15 protein-coding genes and 8 pseudogenes are annotated in these 22,605 nt (G+C 64.5%); 12 read left to right on the forward strand and 11 right to left on the reverse strand.

The window, feature by feature from the left end; genetic code table 11:
- Positions 1-40: 40 nt before the first annotated feature.
- Positions 41-1,179 (reverse strand): annotated as a pseudogene (gene recF / locus ACSKB8_RS10250) (DNA replication/repair protein RecF).
- Here recF and ACSKB8_RS10255 point away from each other — a divergent pair.
- Positions 1,163-1,249 carry a hypothetical protein gene (locus tag ACSKB8_RS10255; RefSeq protein WP_370989858.1) on the forward strand — a complete coding sequence of 29 codons (87 nt, stop codon included), beginning with the start codon at positions 1,163-1,165 and terminating at the stop codon, positions 1,247-1,249. The pseudogene recF and the gene ACSKB8_RS10255 sit on opposite strands and share 17 nt — an antisense overlap.
- A 20-nt stretch (positions 1,250-1,269) precedes the next feature.
- Here the strand turns inward: ACSKB8_RS10255 and ACSKB8_RS10260 are convergent, their stop codons facing one another.
- The 4 genes and pseudogenes from ACSKB8_RS10260 to rpsT form a co-directional block, all read right to left on the reverse strand.
- Positions 1,270-1,635 carry an endonuclease domain-containing protein gene (locus ACSKB8_RS10260; RefSeq protein ID WP_438103884.1) on the reverse strand — a complete coding sequence of 122 codons (366 nt, stop codon included), beginning with the start codon at positions 1,633-1,635 and terminating at the stop codon, positions 1,270-1,272.
- Between the two features lie 127 nt (positions 1,636-1,762).
- Entirely contained in the window at positions 1,763-2,881 is a 1,119-nt protein-coding gene (gene dnaN, locus ACSKB8_RS10265; RefSeq protein ID WP_091898217.1) for a DNA polymerase III subunit beta, read from the reverse strand.
- Between the two features lie 258 nt (positions 2,882-3,139).
- A pseudogene (gene dnaA, locus ACSKB8_RS10270) lies at positions 3,140-4,550 on the reverse strand (chromosomal replication initiator protein DnaA).
- A 1,243-nt stretch (positions 4,551-5,793) separates the two neighbouring features.
- Positions 5,794-6,060: a 30S ribosomal protein S20 gene (rpsT, locus tag ACSKB8_RS10275; protein WP_028178125.1), complete on the reverse strand. Its 267-nt coding sequence runs from the start codon at positions 6,058-6,060 to the stop codon at positions 5,794-5,796.
- Between the two features lie 360 nt (positions 6,061-6,420).
- On the opposite strand from rpsT, the gene ACSKB8_RS10280 reads away from it, so the two are divergent.
- The 3 genes from ACSKB8_RS10280 to ACSKB8_RS10290 all read left to right on the forward strand — a co-directional run bounded on the left by ACSKB8_RS10280 (position 6,421) and on the right by ACSKB8_RS10290 (position 8,574).
- Positions 6,421-6,738: a hypothetical protein gene (locus tag ACSKB8_RS10280; RefSeq protein WP_091898220.1), complete on the forward strand. Its 318-nt coding sequence runs from the start codon at positions 6,421-6,423 to the stop codon at positions 6,736-6,738.
- A 158-nt stretch (positions 6,739-6,896) separates the two neighbouring features.
- Positions 6,897-7,553, forward strand: coding sequence for a peptide-methionine (S)-S-oxide reductase MsrA (gene msrA / locus ACSKB8_RS10285; RefSeq protein WP_438103887.1), 657 nt, complete (start codon positions 6,897-6,899; stop codon positions 7,551-7,553).
- Between the two features lie 280 nt (positions 7,554-7,833).
- On the forward strand, positions 7,834-8,574 hold the full coding sequence (locus ACSKB8_RS10290) for a polysaccharide biosynthesis/export family protein (RefSeq protein WP_438103889.1): 741 nt from the start codon (positions 7,834-7,836) through the stop codon (positions 8,572-8,574).
- 161 nt (positions 8,575-8,735) lie between these two features.
- Here ACSKB8_RS10290 and ACSKB8_RS10295 read toward each other — a convergent pair.
- From ACSKB8_RS10295 to ACSKB8_RS10305, 3 genes and pseudogenes are all read right to left on the reverse strand, one after another.
- A pseudogene (locus tag ACSKB8_RS10295) lies at positions 8,736-9,409 on the reverse strand (dienelactone hydrolase family protein).
- 169 nt (positions 9,410-9,578) lie between these two features.
- A complete protein-coding gene (locus ACSKB8_RS10300; RefSeq protein ID WP_128947860.1) occupies positions 9,579-9,914 on the reverse strand; it encodes a hypothetical protein in 336 nt (111 codons plus the stop codon).
- Between the two features lie 24 nt (positions 9,915-9,938).
- A pseudogene (locus ACSKB8_RS10305) lies at positions 9,939-10,704 on the reverse strand (alpha/beta fold hydrolase).
- Positions 10,705-11,197: 493 nt separating this feature from the next.
- On the opposite strand from ACSKB8_RS10305, the gene ACSKB8_RS10310 reads away from it, so the two are divergent.
- The 3 genes and pseudogenes from ACSKB8_RS10310 (at position 11,198) to ACSKB8_RS10320 (ending at position 15,443) form a co-directional block, all read left to right on the forward strand.
- Positions 11,198-11,689, forward strand: a complete 492-nt coding sequence (locus tag ACSKB8_RS10310) for a (2Fe-2S)-binding protein (protein WP_036002624.1) — start codon at positions 11,198-11,200, stop codon at positions 11,687-11,689.
- A pseudogene (locus ACSKB8_RS10315) lies at positions 11,686-13,972 on the forward strand (molybdopterin cofactor-binding domain-containing protein). The gene ACSKB8_RS10310 and the pseudogene ACSKB8_RS10315 overlap by 4 nt, the downstream one beginning before the upstream one ends.
- Positions 13,973-14,348: 376 nt before the next feature.
- Complete coding sequence (locus tag ACSKB8_RS10320) at positions 14,349-15,443, forward strand: HD-GYP domain-containing protein (RefSeq protein ID WP_091898237.1); 1,095 nt, start codon at positions 14,349-14,351, stop codon at positions 15,441-15,443.
- Positions 15,444-15,629: 186 nt separating this feature from the next.
- Here the strand turns inward: ACSKB8_RS10320 and ACSKB8_RS10325 are convergent.
- Positions 15,630-17,211, reverse strand: a pseudogene (locus tag ACSKB8_RS10325) (AMP-binding protein).
- Positions 17,212-17,470: 259 nt separating this feature from the next.
- Complete coding sequence (locus tag ACSKB8_RS10330) at positions 17,471-17,881, reverse strand: VOC family protein (protein ID WP_128940657.1); 411 nt, start codon at positions 17,879-17,881, stop codon at positions 17,471-17,473.
- A 126-nt stretch (positions 17,882-18,007) separates the two neighbouring features.
- On the opposite strand from ACSKB8_RS10330, the gene ACSKB8_RS10335 reads away from it, so the two are divergent.
- The 5 genes and pseudogenes from ACSKB8_RS10335 (at position 18,008) to ACSKB8_RS10355 (ending at position 21,081) form a co-directional block, all read left to right on the forward strand.
- Positions 18,008-18,982, forward strand: coding sequence for a Bug family tripartite tricarboxylate transporter substrate binding protein (locus ACSKB8_RS10335; protein ID WP_438103891.1), 975 nt, complete (start codon positions 18,008-18,010; stop codon positions 18,980-18,982).
- A gap of 148 nt (positions 18,983-19,130) precedes the next feature.
- Positions 19,131-19,406 carry a DUF3551 domain-containing protein gene (locus ACSKB8_RS10340; RefSeq protein ID WP_438103892.1) on the forward strand — a complete coding sequence of 92 codons (276 nt, stop codon included), beginning with the start codon at positions 19,131-19,133 and terminating at the stop codon, positions 19,404-19,406.
- A 107-nt stretch (positions 19,407-19,513) separates the two neighbouring features.
- Positions 19,514-19,978 (forward strand): ArsR/SmtB family transcription factor, encoded by a 465-nt coding sequence (locus tag ACSKB8_RS10345; protein WP_438103894.1) that lies wholly within the window; start codon positions 19,514-19,516, stop codon positions 19,976-19,978.
- A gap of 11 nt (positions 19,979-19,989) precedes the next feature.
- Positions 19,990-20,322, forward strand: a pseudogene (locus ACSKB8_RS10350) (SRPBCC family protein); the annotation flags it as partial.
- A gap of 21 nt (positions 20,323-20,343) precedes the next feature.
- Positions 20,344-21,081 (forward strand): DUF899 domain-containing protein, encoded by a 738-nt coding sequence (locus tag ACSKB8_RS10355; RefSeq protein ID WP_438103895.1) that lies wholly within the window; start codon positions 20,344-20,346, stop codon positions 21,079-21,081.
- Positions 21,082-21,261: 180 nt separating this feature from the next.
- Here the strand turns inward: ACSKB8_RS10355 and ACSKB8_RS10360 are convergent.
- Positions 21,262-22,507: pseudogene (locus tag ACSKB8_RS10360) on the reverse strand (S1C family serine protease).
- Between the last annotated feature and the right edge of the window lie 98 nt (positions 22,508-22,605).

Genomic DNA, 22,605 nt, shown 5'->3' on the forward strand with positions numbered 1-22,605 from the left:
GCTAGTCGCTGACGGAACCGGGCGGGTTCAATGCAGCGGCCTACCTACGGGCGGAGACGCGTCCGCTCTCGACGTCAAAGACCTCGCCTCCCGCGCCGATCTCGGCGAAGGCGGCAGGGTCCGCACCGGTCAACCACACTTGTGCGCCGAGCTTCTTCAGCTCCTCGAACAGCGCCGCGCGGCGGTTCGGATCGAGATGGGCGACGACCTCGTCGAGCAGCAGCAGCGGTACGATGCCGGTCATTTCCGCCACCAGCGTCGCATGCGCCAGCACGAGGCCGATCAAGAGCGCCTTCTGCTCGCCGGTGGAGGCATCGCGCGCCGGCATGCTCTTGGGCGCGTAGATGACCTGGAGATCGGTGAGGTGCGGGCCGTCGGTGGTGCGGCCGGCGATGGCGTCGCGCGGACGGTTGTCGCGCAGGATCTGGCGGTAGCGGTCCTCGACCGACGTCGCGGTCTCCTGAAGCAGCGCGTTCTCCATCCAGCCGTCGAGCGCGATTTGTGCCGACGGAAAGGCCGAGGCTTGCGCGCGCGCATTGAGCATGCCGGTCAGCCGTGCCGCGGTCTGGCCGCGCGTTGCGGCCACCGCGACCGCAAGCTCGGCGGTCTCGCGCTCGATCGCGTCACACCAATGATCGTCGTAATTGCGTGCCTCGAGCAGGCGGTTGCGCGAGCGCAACGAGCGTTCCAGTGCGTTGATCCGGCTGGAATGGTCGCTGTCTGATGGCGAGCACCAGGCGGTTCGAAGAAGCGCCGCCGCTCCGAGGCCGCGCCCATGAACAGCCCGTCCATCGCCGGCGTCAGCCACACCATGCGGATGTGGTCGCCGAAGCTGGCGGCGGAATTGACCGGCTCGCGGTCGATACGGCAGCGCCGGCTGATGGCGGCGTCAGTGCGCGGCGCATCGATGCCGGTGCCGAGCGTCGCCAGCCCCAGCGCGCCCTCGACCTGCGCCGACACCGCCCAGGAGCCGTCGCCCTGGTTGTCGGCGACGTCTTCCAGCGTCGCGCGCCGCAAGCCCCGCCCCGGCGACAGGAACGAGATCGCCTCGATGCAATTGGTCTTGCCCGCCCCATTCGGCCCGACCAGCGCCACCATGTCAGCCGCCGTCTCGAGCCCCGCCGCCCGATAATTGCGAAACTGCGTCAGCGTCAGACGATGAATGCGGGAGGGGGTCATATCAGCTCGTCATTGCCGGGCTTTGCTTTCCCTCCCCCCTTGTGGGGGAGGGTGGCGCCTCACGCAGTGAGGCGACGGGTGAGGGGTATCTTACCGCCCGGCAAGCTTTGCAAGAATATCCTCTAATACGGACACGGATTGCTGCAAAACGTCGTTGTTCCAATAGCGCGCGACCGCGAAACCTTCTGCGAAAAGTGCGGCTTCGCGAACTGCATCACGCTGCGATCCCGCATGCTGACTTCCGTCAATCTCGATCACGAGGCGCTTGTCGAAACAGACGAAATCGAGAACGTAGTTCTTGAATGGAACTTGCCGGCGAAACTTGTAGCTGGAGAGCCGACGATCCCTGAGCAAGCGCCACATGGCCGCTTCTGCGTCCGTCGGTTCGTGCCGCATATTCTTCGCAAATTGGCGGAGACGTTTGGGGACTGGCCGATGGGACGGATCCTGCGGCACTAACCCCTCACCCGACCGACTGTGTCTCCTCCAGCGGAGCTGCCCTCTCCCACAAGGGGAGAGGGCACAGCAATGCGCATCGCGTTCGGCTCTAAAGGCAATCTGCGTTGGCGAGGGAGCACCTCGCTCACACCCGCATCGGCATCAGCACGTACAGTGCGCTCTTGTCGTCGCGGTCTTGCACCAGGGTGGGGGAGCCGGGGTCGGCGAGCCTGAGTGTTGCGACGTCGCCTTCGATCTGGGCGGCGATGTCGAGCAGGTAGCGGGAGTTGAAGCCGATATCGAGAGCGTCGGAGGCGTATTCGACCTCCAGCTCTTCGGTCGCGCTGCCGGAATCCGGATTGGTCACCGACAGCACCAGCTTGCCCGCCGACAGCGACAGTTTCACCGCCCGCCCGCGCTCGCTCGAAATCGTCGAAACACGGTCGACCGCGTTCTCAAAATCCTTCTTGTCGACGACGAGCTCCTTGTCATTGCCCTGCGGGATGACGCGGCCGTAGTCGGGGAAGGTGCCGTCGATCAGCTTCGAGGTCAGCACCACATTGCCGATGGTGAAGCGGATCTTGGCCTGCGACAGCTCGATCGTCATCTCGGCCTCGGTGTCCTCGATCAGGCGCTGCACCTCGCCGACAGTCTTGCGCGGCACGATGACGCCGGGCATGCCCTCGGCGCCCTTGGGCTGGACCAGGTCGAGCTGGGCGAGGCGGTGGCCATCGGTGGCGACGCCGCGCAGGGTCGCCGCCTTGGCGGTGCCGGCGGCGTGCAGATAGATGCCATTGAGGTAATAGCGCGTCTCCTCGGTCGAGATCGCGAACTGGGTGCGGTCGATCAACCGCTTGACGTCCTTGGCGGCGAGCGAGAACGAGTGCGACATGTCGCCGGCGGCCAGATCCGGGAAATCATTCTCCGGCAGGGTCTGCAGCGTGAAGCGCGAGCGGCCTGCGCGGATCGCCAGCACCGCGCGATCGCCGTCGGCCTCAAGCACGATCTGCGAGCCGTCCGGCAGCTTGCGGACGATGTCGTAGAACATGTGCGCCGGCACAGTGGTGGAGCCCGCGGTCGCGGTTTCCGCAGGTAGCGTCTCCGTGACCTCGAGGTCGAGGTCGGTCGCCTTCAGCGACAATTTCGCATTCTCGGCGCGGACCAGCACGTTGCCGAGGATCGGAATCGTGTTGCGGCGCTCGACCACGCGATGGACATGGCCCAGCGACTTCAGCAATTGCGCGCGTTCGACCGTAACCTTCATTGCATTACTCGCCCGATCCCCAAGGAAAACACAGCGTTGAGAAGGCCGGGCAGCGGGACGCGCGCCACGGCACCGAAGACCCCGAAAAGCCGGATCATTCCTGCCGATATGACCAAAGCTGTCAGGGTCGCGCAAGGTGGCGCGGATGGCCCCCGGATTCAAGGGATCGGAGGCAGTTCCCCACGATTTACCGCCCAAACGAAGGCCGCCGCCCAGGCATGGCCGGGGCGGCGGGAGAATGGCGGCAGCCCTAGGCGTTTATTCCTGAAGCTGGCGCTTCAGCGACTCCACTTCCTCGGACAGCGCCGTGTCCTTGGAGACCAGGGCCTCGATCTTGCGCACGGCGTGCAGCACGGTGGTGTGGTCGCGTCCGCCGAAGCGGCGGCCGATCTCGGGCAGCGAGCGCAGGGTCAGCGTCTTGGCGAGATACATCGCCACCTGGCGCGGGCGGACCACGTTGGCGGTCCGGCGTGAGGACAGCAGATCGGAGCGGCTGACGTTGTACTGCCGCGCCACCACGCGCTGGATGTCCTCGATCTTGATCCGCTTGGGCTCCTGCGGCCGGACAAGGTCGCGCACCTCGTGCTCGGCCATTTCCAGCGTCACCGGCCGGTTGTTGAGTTTCGAGTGCGCGAGCAGACGGTTGATCGCGCCTTCGAGGTCGCGGCCGTTATGGGTAATGGTGCGCGCCAGATAATGCAGCACCTCCTCGGGCACCTCGAACGTCGCATGGTGGGCGCGGGCCGCGGCAACGCGCGACTTGAGGATGCCGTGCCGCAGCTCCTCGCCGAGCGAGCCCATCTCGACCACGAGGCCGCCGGCGAGCCGCGAGCGGACGCGATCGTCCAGGCTCTCGAGATCGGACGGCGGACGGTCGGCCGCGATCACGACTTGGCGGCCGGCGTCGATCAGCGCGTTCAGCGTGTGACAGAACTCGGCCTGCGTCGACTTGCCCTGCAGGAATTGGAGATCGTCGATGACGAGCACGTCGATGCCGCGCAGCGCTTCCTTGAAAGCGAGCGCCGTCTGCGTCTTCAGCGCGGCGACGAAGCCGTACATGAATTTTTCCGCGGTGAGATACAGCACCTTGCGCTCGTTGCCGGAATTGCCGGCCCAGGTCACCGCCTGGAGCAGATGCGTCTTGCCGAGGCCGACGCCGGCATGGATGTAGAGCGGGTTGAACATCACTGGGTCGCCGCGGCGTCCTTCGGCGACTTGGCGCGCGGCCGCATGCGCCAGCGTGTTGGAGCGGCCGACGACGAAGCTCGCGAAGGTCAGGCGCGGATCGAGCGGCGAGCCGCCGAGCGCGTCGTGATTGGCCGAGACCGGCGCGGTCGCGGTCGAGCGCAGCTCCGGGGTCGGCGCGCGGCGCGCCTCGACCGGGGCGGGCGCTTCCTTCGGCTGCGCGACCGGGCGCACCGCCGAGCGGACCGTGAGATCGATACGATGCACTTCCGGCATCTCGGCCTGCCAGCACGACAGCACGCGCTCGGCATAATGGGCCTGAATCCAGCTCTTCAGGAAGCGCGTCGGCACCGAGAGTTCGCACGCTCTCGTCCTGCACGCCTTCCAGATCCATGCGCGCAAACCAGCTCGTGTAAACGTCTTCGCCAACGCTCGAGCGCAGCCGACCCTTCACGCGTGACCAGCGATCCTGTTCCATTGTCATCGTCAGAAAACTTCTCTTGAGAGATAAGGTTGCGTTGTGAGCGCCATGCAGGGTTCCTGCCGAAATCCCTGGGATGGCGCGACCTCAAGCAAGTCCATCATCAGACACGGCTCGACCGTTCGGCGGAAACGCCGCGGGTCAGATCAGCGATGTCGGAGATGGAGGGGTCGCGAGGTCAGCGCGTACTCTGCGCGCCCTCACACGTCGGAGGCTGGTCGCTTGACGGATCGGAGACGGCATCGTCGAAAGAACGAAACTGTGTCAATACCGCGTTGAATCCGTAGGACATGATACCTCCCCGTCCCGCCGTGATTGCTCACGACAAGGTCCTGCGTGTGAAAAGACAGCCGCCCCTGAAAGCCCCAGTCGCGGATGCCCTGCCCGTCTGTACTCGCCGTTCGTTCGGCTTCGCCTCGCGTCTATCGGGGTAGCTTTACGACGTCTCTCATTTGCGCCTGGCGCGAGCGGGACAGTTGAGATCCCGCTTGGAGACATTCAGACAAAGAGCTACCATTCCCACATTGCTATGGGTTTCGAACCGACAATCGCTTGTTGAAGCGTCGCCTACGTGCACACCGCCGCCGATTTGCACGCTCGCCCCGTTTCCAAAACCGCGCTGGTCTCAAGATCGTGGGCGCCGCGAACGACTTAAGGAATACACTAAGCGGAAAGACTCGCAACGAAATTGATTCACACTTGAGGCGCCAAAAAACTTGATCTGCGTTAACGCCGCGCGCGAGTTGTTCACAGGCTCCGAAGCAAGTTTTTGGATTCGTGCACAGAATCGAAAATGCCGCGCCTCGTGTGACAATTCTCCGCCTACGCCAAAAAACTTTTAAAAATTCGTCACGCACCCGACGCGCGAGCGAATTTTCCAAATGCTTCTCGCTGCTATGTTGATAAGTGATTATTGAGTCATCGCTTTTCGAGACTCGTTTTGCAGGGTAACTCCACGCCGAGACGCGTTCCTGTGAATCTACGGTGTGCAGAAGTTTCGTCGCCCGCGGATTCAATTCGAGCCCGCAGCACAGGGGTTTTTGCAACGCGGTGAAAGTTTCCGCTGTTGCAAAATTTCGGCAGTAAAATTACGGAACGAAGAATAGCGCAGGCGATACAGATCTTCCAATCCGAGGATCGATCGTGCCGTGACGGCTTGCCTGAATATGACAGCCAACAAAAAAGCCCGGCGCGATGCCGGGCTGTTTGACGCGCCGATCGGATCGACCGATCGGATGCCGGAAGACTACTTCGCGAGCTTGGCAATCTGCGCGGTGAGGCGCGAGACTTTGCGGCTGGCGTTGTTCTTGTGAATGATGTTGCGCTGGGCGGCGCGCATCAAGGCCGGCTCGGCACTCGCCAGCGCCTTGACGGCAGCGGCGCGATCGCCGGTCTTGATGGCTTCCTCGACGGTGCGCACGGCGCCGCGCATCTGGGTGCGGCGCGACTTGTTGACGGCGGTGCGGCGGGCGATCTTGCGCGTCGCTTTCTTGGCGGAAGTGGTATTGGCCATGGTCTCAATGTCCTTTGCGGTACCGGTCGCGTCTTGGTCGGGTAGCGCCGGCTGCTTGACCGCGGAATCGACGCTCGGATTTAGGGTGTTCGGTTGCTGGGCTGTCCCGGGAACATGAGGCCTCAAAGGGCCTGCACCTGCTCAAAGAACAGCGGCGGCAGGATTGCGCCCACCGCCAGTTGGCGCCCTTATAGAGAGGGTCTTTCGCACCGTCAACGCTTTCGGGAGCTGGAAAACCGGCCTGAACGGGCTGGAGGCGGGCCGTAACGCCCTGAAGAGGTTGAATTTCTGCCGTCGCCCGGCTATTGGCTGGCAACATTCTGGAGGGTCGTCCGATCGCACGACCATGGCAGGTGAGGCATGATCCGCGGCTTTTTCCGACTGATTGGGCTGTTGCTGCTCGCCGGCGGGTTCATCTTCATGGTCTATGACGGCGCCCGCTGGGTGGCCGACCAGACCCTCAAATTCACCCGGTTCGGCCAGTTCTGGAACGACATCAATCAGGCCAGCCAGACCGCGTTCCGGACCTGGGTCGAGGCCAAGGCGCCCTGGCTCTGGACTTCGGTGATCCGCCTAGTGCTGGATCAGCCGGTTTTCGCCGTCCTCGGCATTCTCGGCATTTTGCTGATGATCCTGTTCCGCCCGCGCAAACCGCTGATCGGCTATTCCCGGGATTGAGCTTTCAATTCCCGGGATTGAGCGCGCGCGGGCCGCGTAACAGAGCTGCCTGTCGCTGCGTAGATGCCTATATTCCCACCTGATCGCGAGCACGCCGCCTGAGCGCTCGACCTCTTGAGCTCGCTCACGCGACGGACAGCTCGTTTCGGAGACCCATCATGCTGTTCATGCGCAAGACCACCGCATTGCCGAGCGCAACTGAGGCGCTGCCCGGCCGTGCGCAAGCCATCCCGACCGCGACCACCCATTTCGTCAACGGCGTGAAGCTGCAGCCGCCTTATCCCGCCGGTCTCGAGCAGGCGATGTTCGGGCTCGGCTGCTTCTGGGGCGCCGAGCGCAAGTTCTGGCAGCTCGGCGATGGCGTCTACGCGACCGCGGTCGGCTATGCCGGCGGTCACACGCCGAACCCGACTTATGAAGAGGTCTGTTCGGGCCGCACCGCCCATACCGAAGTGGTGCTGGTCGTGTTCGATCCGAGCAAGATCTCCTACGAGAGGCTCTTGAAGACGTTCTGGGAGAGCCACAACCCGACGCAGGGCATGCGCCAGGGCAACGACGTCGGCACGCAGTACCGCAGCGCCATCTACACCTTCAGCGACGCGCAGAAGAAGGCCGCCGAGGAGTCGAAGGCGCTCTACCAGAAGGCGCTCGCCGCAAAAGGGATCGGTGCCATCACCACCGAGATCGCGCCCGCCAGCGAATTCTACTTCGCCGAAGACTACCATCAGCAATATCTGGCCAAGAATCCCGCCGGCTATTGCGGCCTCGGCGGCACCGGCGTGTCCTGCCCGATCGGGGTTGGTGTGAGCGCGTAATTGTAAACTCGAAGTGTGCTGCGCTTACCCTCCCCTGGAGGGGGAGGGTCGGCTCACATTGAGCGCAGCGAAATGTGAGACGGGGTGGGGTGATCTCTCCACTCGGGCAGTGCTCATTGCGGAGAGACCGTCACCCCACCCCGCTACGCATTTCGCTTCGCTGCATGCGTAGCGACCCTCCCCCTCCAGGGGAGGGTGCGACAGTGACCACATCACTCAACGCTTTATTAACCATAACCGGTGCAAGACTGGAGCCGTCTCGTTTCGAGGGATAGGTCCGGTGCCGGTTGCACGCGCGTTTCGATGGTCGATCTTGGCAGCGTCCCTGGCAGCGTCCGCCGCGCTTGGCGGCTGCATGCAGACCGCCGGCCCCGTCGCGGTGATGCCGCCGCGCGCCGATCTCGACTCCATGGCCTATGGTCAGCCCTACAGCGCGCCGCAGCCGGTCGTCGTTGCCGACGGTGGCGGCGCCATCGGCGCGCTGCGCAATTCCTTTGCCTCCTCGCCCGCGCCCATGCCGGTCGGCTACGCCGCGCCAATGGCGGCGCCGGTGCGCTATGACCCTTCCTATCATCTCGACGCCGGCGACAGGCTTCGCGTCGTGGTCTACGGCCAGGAAGGTCTCACCAACAGCTATGCGATCGACGCCGGCGGCTCCATCACCATGCCGCTGATCGGTGCGGTGCCCGCGCGCGGCCGCACCACGGCGGGCCTCGCCGGCGAAATCGCCGCACGCCTGCGCAACGGCTATATCCGCGAGCCCTCGGTCGCCGTGGAGATCGAGGCCTATCGCCCGTTCTTCATTCTCGGCGAGGTCCTCGCGCCAGGGCAATATCCTTACGTGCCGAACATGACGGTCGAAAGCGCGGTCGCCATCGCCGGCGGCTTCTCGCCGCGCGCCAAGCGCGACGTCGTCACCGTCACGCACACGGAAGCCGGCGGCGCGATGCGCGCGGTCGTCCCCCTCGGCACGCCGCTTGCGCCGGGCGACACTGTGTTCGTCGGCGAGCGCTGGTTCTAGGCTTCAGCCCAACTTTTCTCCCCTCGTCATTCCGGGGCGCGACGAAGTCGCGAGCTATGATGCGCAATTGCGCATCAGAGAATCCATTCCACCGCAGAGCCCGCGGCCCGATGGATTCCGGGCCTGCACCGCTTCGCGGCGCATCCCGGAATGACGGCACGCTATTTCGTCAAATGCTTCGCGAAAAATGCCATGCTGCGCGGCCAGGCGATGTCGGCGCTGGCCTTGTCATAGCTGGCCCGCTCGTCGCAATGGAAGCCGTGCTGCGCGCCCGGATAGACGAAGACCTCCACATCGGGCCGCTTCGTCTTGATGGTCGCGACATCGGTCAGGGGAATGCCGGCATCTTGCTCGCCGAAATGCAGCTGCGTCGGCACCTTCGGCGTCTCATCGGCAAAGCGCACGATAGCGCCGCCGTAATAGCCGATCGCGGCCTTGAGGCCCGACAGCCGCGTCGCCGCAACGAAGGCGACGCTGCCCCTAAGCAAAAACCGATGATGCCGACCGGGCCGACGCTTCTGGCCGCATCGATCGCTGCCTGGACGTCGCGGAGCATCGCGGCCCAGTCCGGATTGGCGACGAATTTGCGCGCCTCCGCGATCTCGTCGGGCGAATAGCCCGACTGGAAGTTCGGCGACGTGCGGTCGAAGATCGACGGCGCGATCGCGGCATAGCCTTCCCCTGCGAGACGATCGCAGACCGAGCGGATGTGGTGATTGACCCCAAAGATCTCCTGGATCACCACCACCGCGCCCTTCGGCGTGCCCAAGGGATCGGCGCGATAGGCGCCCAGCTGGAAATTGTCCGAAGCCGTCAGCTTGATGTCTTGTCCCACGCGGGTTGTCCTTCTTGGTTGATCATTGATTGAGAGTTCGGAATGCTCCACAAACTCGTCATGCCCGGGCTTGTCCCGGGCATCCACGTCTTGTCTCAGCGCAGAAGAACGTGGATGGCCGGGACAAGCCCGGCCATGACGATCCGGAATTGTCGGCGCGCAGCCACCCTCACTCCCACATCCAGTTCTCGCCGTAATCCTCCTTCCATCCTGCCAATCGTCCATGGCGGAATTGCAGGAATAGGCGGTGGCGGTAAGGGATCAAGCCGCTGCCGCCGATGTTGCGCAAAGCGAGGTAGATCTCGTTGCCGGGACGTCCCCGCACATATTGCAGCGGCTGTCCGAGGGCGCGCGCGGTCTGCTCGGCATCCATGCCGAAGGCGAGCGGCGTGTTGTTCGACAAGGTCGCGACGAAGGGCCGGCGCGGCGGCATGGTGCCGAACGGCTCGGCCTGCGCAGACATCGATAGCAACATCATGCCAGCAGCCAGCATCATCAGCTTCATCGCCTACGTCCTTGCTTGATCGGCCTATCCCGGCAAGTTCTTCAGGAAAGGCTCGACCGCGTCAACAAAAGCCTTGGGCTGATCGATGTTGACGGCATGTCCGGCGGCGGGGATCACGACCTTTTGTGCGCCGGGGATCTTTGCCGGCCATGTAGTCGGACGCCGCCAGGAACGGCGTATCGTCGGCGCCGACCACGACCAGCGACGGCACGTTGATCTCGGGTAATAGCTCGATCACGCGCGCGTCGCGCTGGGTCAGCATTCCTCGCGCGGCGAGCGCCAACCCCCTGGCGTTGCGATGGCTGGCGGTGGCGCGTTCGCGCGTTGCCGATTTCAAGACGTCGAGGCCTTCACGATCGAGCCGGTCGGCGGTGGCAAGCGCCCGCGCGTTCCAGGCTTCGCGCGCGTCGTCCTTCTTGAAGCCGGGGCCGGTGTCGATGATCAGCAGCGCGCGAGCACGCTCCGGGTACGCGCGATAGAACGCGAGCGACATGTAGCCGCCGAGCGAGAGACCACCGATGATGGCGCGCTTCGCACCGACCGCATCGAGGATCGCCGCCATGTCGCCGACCGTCAGCGCTTCACTGTAGGCTTTGGGATCGTCGGGGTAATCGGACTGGCCGTGGCCGCGCATGTCCCACAAGATCAGCTTGTGGTCTTTCGCGAGCGCATCGACCTGCCCATGCCACATCGCCGACGTCGAGGAATAACCGTGAGTGAGCAGCAATGGCGGCCCCTCGCCATGGACTTCGTAATAGATCCCGACGCCGTCCCGATTGATCTTCGGCATGTCTCCTACCCTTCTGTTTCTCGCCGCGGGCGTCGCTGCACCCTCTCCCCTTGCGGGAGGGTGGCTTCGCGAAGCGAAGCCGGGTGAGGGGTCTCTATCCTCACGAATGGTTTCGCGCGTGGAGAGAACCCCTCATCCGGCGCTTCGCGCCACCTTCTCCCGCAAGGGGAGAGGGACGTTCGTGGCGCCGCTATGACTTCAGCTCACTTCGTCACAGTCTAGTCCGCCAAGTTACCTCGAAGAAACTGCCTGAATGCGATGGCACGCATGTCTGGCGCACGTGCTGTTGTGTCCAGTGGCTGTGTCGGCGCCGTTGGCGCGGCGCACAACGAGCAAGCGCAGAGCTGGCCTTTTCGACTGCTTCCAAATTGCATTTGCCTCCGCGCGTGAACGCGATCATGCTCGCTGCCAAGGCGGGACGCCAGCCCGGTGGGCGTCCGCCAGACAAGTTGCCGCCGTAAGCGGCTTCATGCACCGGCAGGGGAAGACGCCTATGCCAACTCTCACCATCAACGGGCGGAGTCTGTCCGTGGATGCGGCGAACGACACGCCGCTCCTCTGGGCGATCCGCGAGCAATTGCAGATGACCGGCACCAAGTTCGGCTGCGGTGCCGGGCTGTGCGGGGCCTGCACCGTGCACGTCAACGGCGAAGCCGTGCGTTCGTGCCAGACCATGGTCGGCGACGTCGCCGGCAAGAAGATCACCACCATCGAAGGCCTGTCCGCCAAGGGCGATCATCCCTTGCAGAAGGCGTGGATCGCCGAACAGGTGCCGCAATGCGGCTACTGCCAGTCCGGGCAGATCATGCAGGCGGCCTCGCTGCTTGCGAAGAATCCCAATCCAACCAAGGAAGAGGTCGTGGCGCATATGGACGGCAATCTCTGCCGTTGCATGACCTATTCGCGGATCCAGAAGGCGATCATGCGCGCCGCATCCGAGATGCGCACCGCGTCCGCCACCTCCAGCGAACGGAGGCCCACATGAACGAGCATGTGAAGAACGTGACCCCCGAGACGACCGATCTCAGCCGCCGCTCCTTCCTGGTCGGCACCGCCGCCACCGGCCTGGTGCTCGGCTATGCCGGCGTACCCGGCATCGATTCTGCGGCGGCTGCGGCTCCTGCCAATTTCGAGCCGAGCGTCTGGTATGCGATCTCGCCCGACGGTCTCGTCACCGTGACCTGCGGCAAGGCCGACATGGGCCAGCACATCGCCTCCACCATGGCGCAGATCGTCTGCGAGGAGCTCGGCGCGAAGTGGAGCGACATGCGCGTCACGCTTGCCTCCAACGATCCGAAGTTCAACGATCCCGTCTTGGGCGCGCAGATCACCGGCGGCAGCTGGTCGACCATGATGAATTTTGAGGCGATGAGTCGGGCGGGTGCCGCGGGCCGCATGGCACTGACGGAAGGCGCGGCCGCCGCGATGGGTGTGCCGGCCAGCGAGCTCGTGGTGCGCGATTCCATGATCGTGCATCCGAAGTCGAAGAAGCAGATGTCGTTCGCCGAAATCGTGAAAAGCGGCAAAGCGACGAAAACCTTCACGCCGGATGAGCTCAAGGCGATCAAGCTGAAGACGCCGGATCAATACACCATGATCGGCGTCTCGGTGCCGCAGCTCGACATCCCCTCCAAGACCAACGGCACGGCAAAGTACGGCATCGACGTGATGCTGCCGGGCATGGTCTATGGCGCGGTGGTCACGCCGCCGGTGCGCTTCGGCGCCACGGTGAAATCGGTCGACGACAGCGGCGCCAAGAAGGTGCCGGGCTTCATCAAGGCCGTCACGCTCGACGACAAGACCGGAACGACGTCGGGCTGGGTCGTCGCGGTGGCCGGCACCTATGCCAACGCCAAGAAGGCCGCGCAGGCGCTGAAGATCGCCTATGACGGCGGTCCGAACGCCAAGCTGTCGAGCCAGTCGCTGCTCGATGAAGCCAAGCGGCTTCAGGCGCTGGAGGATTCCGGCCAGTTCTTCGTCAAGGACGGCGATCCCGACGCCGCGTTCGGTTCGGCGGCGAAAGTGCTGGAGGCGGAATACACCACCAGCATCAACATCCACGCGCCGCTGGAGCCGATGAACGCGACGGCGGAGTTCAAGGGCGAGATCCTGCACATCTATTCCGGCAACCAGTTCGCGACGCGCTCCGGCGCGATCGCGGCAGGCGCTGCCGGAATCGATCCGAAGTTCGTGGTCATGCACCAGATGTGGCTCGGCGGCGGCTTTGGCCGGCGTCTCGATGCCGACATGATGATTCCGGCGGTGCAGGCGGCGAAGGCGGTCGGCAAGCCGGTGAAGGTGATCTACTCGCGCGAGAACGACATGACGATGGATTTCTCGCGCCCGCTCACCTATCAAAAGGTCAAGGCCGGCGTGGACGGCGATGGCAAGCTCATTGCGATCAGCCACGACGTGGTCTCGGCCTGGCCGACCGCGCGCTGGGGAATCCCCGACTTCCTGACGCCGTCGGTCGACAAGAAAGGTCCGCTCGAATTCCTTCACGGTGAACGGGGCCGACTTCTTCTACACCGTGCCCAACCATTATGTGCGCGCGATCAAGAACGAGCTCGCGCACAACGCCACGCCGTCGGGCCAGCTCCGTTCGGTGGCGCCGGGTTGGACCTTCTGGGCGGTCGAAAGCATGATCGACGAGATCGCGGCGGCGGCGGGCAAGGATCCGGCGCAGTTCCGCATCTCGCTGCTCGATGGCGCGGGCAAGAACGACGGCGGCGCGCAGCGGCTGCGCAACACGCTGCTCGCCGCGATGGGGTTGTCCGGCTACGGCACCAAGCAACTCCCCAAGGGAGAAGGCATGGGCGTGGCCTGCGTCTCATCGCAGGAACGGGCGAGTGCGAGCTGGACGGCGTGCGTCGCCCATGTCGCGGTGGCGCCGTCGGGCGCGGTGACCGTGAAGAAGCTCACGGTCGCAACCGACGTCGGCACCCAGGTACATCCCGACAACATCCGCGCCCAGGTCGAGGGTGCGGCGCTGTGGGGCCTGTCGCTGGCGATGTACGAGAAGGCGACACTCAAGGACGGTGGCATCGAGCAGACCAATTTCGACAGCTACACGCCCTTGCGCATGAGCCAGACGCCCGAGGTCGCTGTCGCCGTGATTGCCAATGGCGAGAAGGCCACCGGCGTCGGCGAGCCCGCGGTGACGGTGGTGGCCCCCGCCATCGGCAACGCCATCTTCAACGCCTCCGGCGCCCGCGTCCGGGCGCTGCCGATCACAGCCGAAGCCGTGAAGGCGAGCATGAAGGCGTGAGACCGAGCGCGATTGTTGCGTAAGATGATCCGCCGGAGGCCAACCTCCGGCGGATTTCCTTTGGGGTGCCCTGCATCTCCATACTCGCCGTCATGCCCGGGCTTGTCCCGGGCATCCACGTTCTGCGTGCCGCGGGCAAGACGTGGATGGCCGGGACAAGCCCGGCCATGACGGAGACTGTAGGGTTAAAAATTCTCTTTGTTATCAATGACCGGCTACTGTGCATGGGGTTGTTTTTCGACTTTTTGCGGAAATCCCTCAAATTGCACTCAATTCCGCAGGGTTCCATTGAGCACGCCTCTTAAGGGCCAGAGAACCTGATCCGGCTTAGGCTTAAGGCCAATACTCGTGCTCTCGGTTCCTTTTGGGGAAGTTCATGAACGCCTCAGCCAAACCCGCCGCCAAACGCCGGCTTCTGCTCGCCTCCGACCGGAGCGACGAGAGCAGCGAGCTCGTCAGCATCCTGAAAGCGGTTGGCGAGGTCTCGACGGTCACGACCCAGGACATTCCCGAGAAGCCGTCGCGCGATCTCTCCGGCCTCGTCGTCGACATCAATTTGCGCTCGCCCGAGAGCGTGCAGCGGGTGCGCAACAAGCTGCGCGGCGATGCCTATCGGTCGATGCCGCGGTTGTTCGTGCTCGCCGACGCCCTGCATCACGGCACCATGCAGGCCTGGGCGCTGGGCGCCACCGACACCATCTCGCGCCCGCTGCAGGCGGACGCCATCCTTCAGCGCATCCGTTCCGCCTTCCCGGACACCGCCGTCTATGACGCGACCGATCGCGGCAAGACGCTCAACCGCGGCGTCGAGGCGGCGCATGCGGTCCTGGCCAAGATGTTCGAGAAGCTGCCGCTCGGCGTGCCCCTGACCTTCGACGACGTCATTGCCGCCGAGAGCAAGATCCTGAAGGCGATCAAGCACTCCTCGCTGCGCGAATGGCTTACCACGGTCGGCTGCCACCATGTCGGCAGCTATCGCCACTGCCTGTTCGTCACCGGTTTCGCCGTCGCCTTCGCCCAGCATCTCGGCATGCGCGAGGACGACCAGCGCCGCCTGACCCGCGCCGCGCTGCTGCACGACGTCGGCAAGGCCTTCGTTCCCTCCGCGCTGCTCGACAAGCCCGGCAAGCTCACCGACGAGGAGATGGCCGAGGTCCGCCAGCATCCGCGCCGCGGCTATGACGCGCTCGCCGCGCAAGGCGGCTTCCCGCCGGAGATGCTCGACGTCATCCTGCATCACCACGAATTCCTCGACGGCTCGGGCTATCCCAACGGCCTGTCGTCGAACCAGATCAGCGACATCGTGCGGCTGACGACGATCGTCGACATCTACGCCGCCCTGGTGGAGAAGCGTGCCTACCGCATGCCCTTCACCCACTCGCGTGCGTTCACGATGATGGAAGGCATGGGCGGCAAGCTCGACCAGCAGCTGTTGCAGGCGTTCCGCCCGGTGGCGCTGGGGGCGTTTTGATTTCATCGTCGTCCTGGCGAAGGCCCGCTGCCGTAGGGTGGGCAAAGGCGCGCCCTTTGCGCGCCGTGCCCACCATGCATCGGCGTTCGCGGTGACAATGGTGGGCACGCTTCCGCCTTCGCTCTTCGAGCTGCGGCGGACAAGTCGCTTTGCCCACCCTACGGCAGCGTGCCGTTTGGCGGCGCCTCACCCCACCATCTTCCTTAGCTCCGCCTTCGCCACCTTCTCCAGCGTCGAGCGCGGCATGTCGTCGACGAGCCTGATCTCGCGCGGCACCTTGAAGTCGGCAAGGCCGGCGCGGCAGGCCGCCATCACGCGATCATGCAGGTCGGGCGCAGCACCCAAGACGCCGCCCTGCGGGATGATGAAGACGACCGGCACCTCGTCCAGCATCGGATGGGTCTTCGCCACCACCGCCGCCTCGCGCACGCCGGGAACGAGCGCGATCACCTGCTCGATCTCGGAGGCCGCGACGTTCTCGCCGCCGACCTTCAGCATGTCCTTGGCGCGGTCGCCGAACTTGATGTAGCCGTTCTGAAGCCGTTCGACACGGTCGCCGGTGAGGAAGAAGCCGTGCTCGTCAAAACTCTCGCGCGTCGCCTTCTCATTGTGCAGATATTCGGCGAACAGCGACAGGCCGGGGATGCCCTTGATCGAGAGATTGCCGGTGCCGCCGACGTCCGTCGGCCGGCCGTCATCATCGGTGATGCGGATCTGATACTCGCTCGCCGCGCGGCCGATCGACATCGGGATGTTGGGCTGATCGACCTCGCCGACGATGCCGTGGGTGATGGTCTCGGTCATGCCCCACCAGCCGATGATCTTGACGCCGAACGCGGCGAAGGCCGGCGGCTCGTTGATCGCACTGCCCCACAGGCGGAATTTGTGGTCGTTCGGGATCTCCTGCTCGAGCAGCGCCTTCATGCAGAACGGAATCGTCGAGGTCCAGGTCGAGCCGTGCTCGCGCGCGACGCGCCAGAACCGGCTGGCGGAGAAGCGCGGCTGGATCACGCAAGATCCGCCGACCCACAGCGTCGCCAGCATGGAATAGGCCAGCGCGTTGGTGTGGAACAGCGGCAGATAGGTCTGGTGCACGTCGCCGGCATGAAGGTCTTCGTGCGCGGCGTTGATCTTGGCGCCCCACAGCGCATTGGCGTGGGTCCACAGCACGGCCTTGGGGCGCGACGTCGTGCCCGAGGTGTATTGCACGCTGCACGGCGCGAGCGGATCGGTGGCGCGCCTGGGGCGATCCGCGCTCTCAGTGAACAGGGATTCGAAACTGTCGCCGCGCGCGACCGCTTGCGCCGGCGCTGTGCCCGCATCGTGCGAGGTCACCGCCATCCAGCTTATGTTGCGGCAGTTCTGCGCGACAACTTCCGCATAGGCCGGCTGCGTGATCGCGGCGACCGCGCCGCAATGATCGGCGAAGTACGCGATCTCGGCCGGCGCCGAGCGGGTGTTGGTGGTCACCGCGACGGCCCCGAGCTCGACACAGGCGAACCACGCCAGCATCGCCTCAATGCAATTGTCGAGATGGATCGAGCACATATTCGCCCCGCCTGACGCCGCGCCTTGCGAGGCCCGCCGCGAGGGCGCCGACCCGCTCGTGAAACTCGCCATAGCTCCAGCGTCGCGCCGGCGCATCGAACGGCGCCCAGATCAGGAACGGATGTGAGCTGCGCACCTCGGCGCGCAGCTTCAGCAGCCACGGCACGTCGAGCCCGTCGAAAGGGCCCACGATTCCGGCGGCGGTCTGTTGAATGGGCATGTGTCCTCCCGTGCAGCCTGCATCTTGATGGCGGCTGTCTTTGGATTATTGCGTCTTCCTGCCACCCGATGGCGCGGGAAGCAAATGGCGTGGGGCCGCCCGCTCTCTCCTCCGTCATTGCGAGGAGCCCTTGCGACGAAGCAATCCAGGCTGTTCCGGCGGAAGCAGTCTGGATTGCTTCGCGGAGCCTGTCATCGGGCCGCGCTTCGCGCGGACCCGTTGGCTCGCAATGACGGTGCTTGGGGCCGGCCGCCAGGCCCTAATCCTCATACGACGAGATCTCGATCAGGCTGCCATCGGGATCCCGGCAATACACCGAGCGCAGCGTGCCGCGGGCGCCCTGCCTCGGGCCCGGCCCTTCCTCGATCGCGACGCCATGGGCCTGCAGATGCGCCACCACCTCTTCGGGAGCGGCGGAGGTGAGGAAGCACAGATCCTCGCTGCCGGCGGTTGGGTGGTCCGCGGTGAACCACTCCACCTTGTCGCCATCGCGCGGCCGCACGTTGATCTTCTGGTTACCGAATTGTAGCGAAGTCCGCGGCGCTTTGCCGCCGCCGGGGTCGAACACCTTGACTTCCATGCCGAGAATCTTGCGGTACCACTCCGCGGTGGCCGCAACGTCGGCGACGTTGATCACGAGATGATCGAGAGCCTCGACCTTGACCGGCATGTCTCATCCTTTCGTCGTGATGCGCCCCGTGCACTTTCCGCCTGCGCCAAGCTTTGTTACAAGCCCCGCCGACGACATTTTACAAGATATCCGGCCTTCAAGAACAACACTGGGAGAACCCTTGAGATGATCACTCGCCGTACCGCGCTGGGCCTGCTCGCCGCCAGTCCGCTTGCAGCCACCCCGCTGTCCAAGGCCCTTGCCGCCGATTATCCGACCCGTCCGGTGAAATGGGTGGTCGGCTATCCGCCGGGCGGGGCCACCGACATCCTGGCGCGGCTGCTCGGCCAGCGGCTGTCGGAAAGGCTCGGCCAGCAATTCGTGGTCGAGAACAAACCGGGCGCCGGCAACAATATCGCCACCGAATCGGTCATCAACGCCGAGCCCGATGGCTACACGCTGCAGCTGGTCAACCCGGCCAACTACATCAACGCCTCGCTCTACGCCAACCTGAAGTTCAACTTCGTGCGCGACATCGCGCCGGTCGCCTCGTTCCAGCGCGTACCGAACGTGATGACCGTGAACAAGGACGTGCCGGCCAAGAACGTCGCCGAGTTCATCGAATATGTGAAGGCCAATCCCGGCAAGGTGAACATGGCCTCGTCCGGCAACGGCACCTCGGTGCATCTGTCCGGCGAGATGTTCATGGCCATGACCGGCTGCAAGATGCAGCACGTGCCCTATCGCGGCGCGGCGCCCGCGATCACCGACATGCTCGGCGGCCAGGTGCAGGTGATCTTCGACAACATGCCCTCGATCATCCAGCACATCCGCTCCGGCAGCTTGCGCGCAATCGGCGTCACCACCACGGAACGCTCGCCGCAATTACCCGACGTGCAGCCGATTGCCGACACCGTCAAGGGCTATGAAGCCAGCGCGCTGTTCGGCATGGGCGCGCCGAAGAACACGCCGAAGGAGATCATCGCCAAGCTCAACAGCGAGATCAACACGCTGATGAAGGAGCCCGACATGGCCAAGCGTCTGGTCGAGCTCGGCGGCGAGCCGCGGGTGCAGACGCCCGAGGCGTTCGGCGAGGAGATCAAGGCCGAGACCGAGAAGTGGAAGAAGGTCGTCGAGTTCGCCGGCCTGAAGGTCGAGTAGCGATCTTGTGATGAACGCGATTGAAGCCCTGCCGTTCGGCAGGGCTTTTTTCTTGCGCGCGCGATATACTTGATCTGGAATAAACCGGCGCGACGAAACCTCGTGAGGATGGTGGCGTATCTGACGCCAGCAAGAGAGGAGTTGGATCATGCGCAACACCCAATTGGCGCTGCTGACGCTCGGCGTGACGGTCCTTGCCGGATTCGCCAACATTCCCCCAGCCGCCGCGCGCGACTATCCCTGGTGTGCGCAAGGCGGCGAGTACGACTATCCCGGCGAATGCGCCTACAGCACCTATGAGCAGTGCCAGGCCAGCATCTCCGGCCGGCTGTTGTACTGCGGTCGCGATCCTCGCTTTGGCTACGGCCAGATGCAACCTCAGCCGCGAGTGCACCGCCGCACGCGCGACGTCGCGCCATACTAGCGCAACCCACGTTCCCCACTGCCCCGCTGCCTGATCACGCGCTCGTGCAGAACCGCGTGCGGAGGTTCGGGCTTGACGCATCTCGGTTCGCATTTATACTAAACCTCATGGTTAAGTATCAAGACGAGACGCTGGACCGGACCTTTGCGGCGCTATCCGACCCGACGCGGCGTGCCCTGCTGGCACGGCTCGGCGAGCAGGACAGCCTGTCGGTGAGCGAGCTGGCCGCACCGTTCCCGATCTCGCTGCCGGCGATCATTAAGCATCTCGACGTGCTCACGGATGCGGGCCTGATCGTGCGGGAGAAGACCGGGCGCACGGTCGCCTGCCGGCTCACCGCGCAGCCGATGGAGCAGGCGATGAACTGGCTCAATCGCTACGCGCAATTCTGGTCCGACAATCTCGATCGCCTTGCTGCCTTCGTGGAGGAAGAGACATGGCCAACGCAGCCGTCAACGCCGATCTCAGCGCCGCCGAGCGCCCAACGGAACGCCCAAGCCTCACACTCACGCGCCGGCTTCGCGCGCGGCCGGAAAAGGTCTACGCGGCCTGGACGCAAGCCGAGCAGCTAGCGCAATGGTTCGGGCCGCCGAACATGAAGCCGGCGACGCTTCGAGCCGAGCTCGACGTCCGCACCGGCGGCAGCTTTCGCATCAGCTTCACCCGTGAGGACGGCGAATATTTCGAGGCCGGCGGTACCTATCGCGACGTCGTGCCGAACGAGCGGCTGGTGTTCACCTGGGCCTGGCATTCGACGCCGGAGCGCGAATCGCTGGTGACGATCACGCTGAAGCCGGACAGCGGCGGCACCTTGATGGTCTTCCATCACGCCCAATTCTTCGACGAAACCGCCCGCGACAACCATTTGCGCGGCTGGAGCTCGTTCTTCGACAAGCTCGATGCCTTCGTCGCCTGATCCAGATCAGAGGAGGACACCATGCAGCAACATCAGATCGTCTCGCGCGAGCAATGGATCGCCGCCCGCAAGGCTCATCTCGCCCATGAGAAGGAGCTCACTGCGGCTCGCGAGCGCCTGGCCGAGGAGCGCCGTGCATTGCCGTGGGTCAAGGTCGACAAGAACTATTTGTTCGACGGACCGAACGGCAAGCTGACGCTCGGCGATCTCTTCAAGGGGCGGCCGCAGCTCGTGGTGCAGCACGTGATGTTCGCACCCGATTGGGACGCCGCCTGCAAGAGCTGCTCGTTCTGGGCCGACGGTTTCGAGCGCATGGTGCCGCATCTGGCCGCGCGCGACACCAGCATGGTTGCGATCTCGCTCGCGCCTGTTGCCAAGCTCGACGCATTCAAGAAGCGGATGGGCTGGACCTTCGACTGGGTCTCCTCGGGAAGCAACGACTTCAACTACGATTACGAAGTCTCGTTCACACCCGAGCAGATCGACAAGGGCGTGCCGAAGTACAATTTCGGCACCACGCCGTTCTACGGGCCCGAGCTGCCCGGCATCAGCGTGTTCTTTCGCAACGAGGCCGGCGAGATCTTTCACACCTACTCATGCTTCGCCCGCGGCCTCGATATGATGAACGCCGCTTATCAGTACCTCGACCTCACGCCGCTCGGCCGTCACGAGGAGGGCTTGCCCTATCCGATGGACTGGGTTCGCCTGCGCGACCAGTACGAACCGCAGGCGACGAAGGAGGCGTGCTGCCACGGGTGAGGGGAGCGGTTCGTTTCTCGATGTCGTCCTGGCGAAGGCCAGGACCCATACCGCGGAATCTATCGATGGCGCTCGGTTGTCGTACCGAACGACCAATCTTCGTCAAACCCCTTATTGGGGTAATGGGTCCTGGCTTTCGCCAGGACGACGTCGGAGGTTAGGCGCGGTCGGTGCCCGCCTTCACCGCTTCGCGTCGGCCTGCTCCGTCGCGTTGCACGAGATCAGCATCGTATAGGGCCGGGCGTTGCCGGCGATGTCGGTCGTCTTGAGCTCGCTCTTCGGCTCGGCGGTCTGGTAGGGCACCACGGAATTGTCGAGGAAGTCGCGCAGCGCGCCGGTCTTGATGGCGAAGTTGATGTTTTCGGGGATGTTCCCGGTTGCGACCGCGATCCGCAGATTGTCGAGCTTTCCGGTGACCACACCCACGACCTGCCCGGTGGTGTCGAACAGCGGGCCTCCGCTATTGCCGGGCTGCACGGGCGCGCTGATCTGCAGGAAACGCGAATCGTTGCGCATGCCACTGAGCGAGCTCACGATACCGGTGGTCACGGTGAAGTCCGAGCTCAGCAGCCCGTGATAGGGAAAGCCGATCGCGACGACGGAATCGCCGGAGCGGATCGAGCGGTCGCGAATCCGGGCAAACTCCTTGAACGTCGCTGTCGACGGCGCCTGCAAGAGGGCCAGATCGTTGTTTGCATCGCTCGATACGACGCGCAACACCATTGCGGCCTCGCCCGTGAGATTGCCCTTGAGGTCGCTGCAACCCTCGATCACATGGTTGTTCGTGACGATGTGCCCATTGGCGCTGACCACGAAGCCGGTGCCGCTCTTGGACTTGGCGGACTTGCTGGCCGGCGGTGGTGCCTGCTTGTCCGCTGTGGCCGCTGGCTTCGCTGTACCCTTGGTGAAGTCCCCGGCCTTGCTGAGCCCGTCCGCCTTCACCCGCGTGACGCAGTTCGCCAGCGCCGCGACCATGGGTGCCGTCGACGTCAACACGAACTGGAGTGGCTTGCTGCCGTTGGTCGTCACTACCATCAGGCTTGCCTTCTGGAAGGTGCGAGCGACATTGAGGGGCAGGATGGTCGTCACCATGTTTGGGGCGTTGGAGGTCGCAAACAACCTGGCCTGCTCCTGGCCGTCGAAGATGAAGTCGACGGGCGCGGTATCGCCCTTGTTGAAGCGAAAGCCGGGGCTGGCAAGGCTCAGAAGCCAGGAGCCGGCCGCATTCTGCGCGACGACGAGAACTCACCCCGTTGGCGTAAGGCGCGGTGGCCGCACAATGCGAGAACGCTCCCGTCTCGTCATTGCTGAAGGCGCCGCCGATCCAGTTGCCGACATTGACGGAGCCGAACGGTCCCGCCGCATGCGCGACGCTGACGACACCCACGTGCAACAAAGACGCAACGACAAATGACTTAAGCCACATACCAGCCCCCGGAAATGCTTTTCGCTCCATCTTATCTGTGGGACGCGGTGTCGCGCAACCGCCAGTTGTTCTTTCAAGTTCGATCTGGCTGTCGCGAC

The sequence above is a fragment of the Bradyrhizobium sp. BR 1432 genome (genome assembly GCF_051547705.1).
Taxonomy (GTDB): Bacteria; Pseudomonadota; Alphaproteobacteria; order Rhizobiales; family Xanthobacteraceae; genus Bradyrhizobium; species Bradyrhizobium zhanjiangense.

Bases quoted from the DNA above. Each gene is read 5' to 3' on its own strand.
- ACSKB8_RS10255 (WP_370989858.1), top strand. From the start codon at position 1,163: ATGCGGGAGGGGGTCATATCAGCTCGTCATTGCCGGGCTTTGCTTTCC.
- dnaN (WP_091898217.1), bottom strand. From the start codon at position 2,881: ATGAAGGTTACGGTCGAACGCGCGCAATTGCTGAAGTCGCTGGGCCAT.
- rpsT (WP_028178125.1), bottom strand. From the start codon at position 6,060: ATGGCCAATACCACTTCCGCCAAGAAAGCGACGCGCAAGATCGCCCGC.
- ACSKB8_RS10280 (WP_091898220.1), top strand. From the start codon at position 6,421: ATGATCCGCGGCTTTTTCCGACTGATTGGGCTGTTGCTGCTCGCCGGC.
- msrA (WP_438103887.1), top strand. From the start codon at position 6,897: ATGCTGTTCATGCGCAAGACCACCGCATTGCCGAGCGCAACTGAGGCG.
- ACSKB8_RS10300 (WP_128947860.1), bottom strand. From the start codon at position 9,914: ATGAAGCTGATGATGCTGGCTGCTGGCATGATGTTGCTATCGATGTCT.
- ACSKB8_RS10310 (WP_036002624.1), top strand. From the start codon at position 11,198: ATGCCAACTCTCACCATCAACGGGCGGAGTCTGTCCGTGGATGCGGCG.
- ACSKB8_RS10320 (WP_091898237.1), top strand. From the start codon at position 14,349: ATGAACGCCTCAGCCAAACCCGCCGCCAAACGCCGGCTTCTGCTCGCC.
- ACSKB8_RS10330 (WP_128940657.1), bottom strand. From the start codon at position 17,881: ATGCCGGTCAAGGTCGAGGCTCTCGATCATCTCGTGATCAACGTCGCC.
- ACSKB8_RS10335 (WP_438103891.1), top strand. From the start codon at position 18,008: ATGATCACTCGCCGTACCGCGCTGGGCCTGCTCGCCGCCAGTCCGCTT.
- ACSKB8_RS10340 (WP_438103892.1), top strand. From the start codon at position 19,131: ATGCGCAACACCCAATTGGCGCTGCTGACGCTCGGCGTGACGGTCCTT.
- ACSKB8_RS10345 (WP_438103894.1), top strand. From the start codon at position 19,514: ATGGTTAAGTATCAAGACGAGACGCTGGACCGGACCTTTGCGGCGCTA.
- ACSKB8_RS10355 (WP_438103895.1), top strand. From the start codon at position 20,344: ATGCAGCAACATCAGATCGTCTCGCGCGAGCAATGGATCGCCGCCCGC.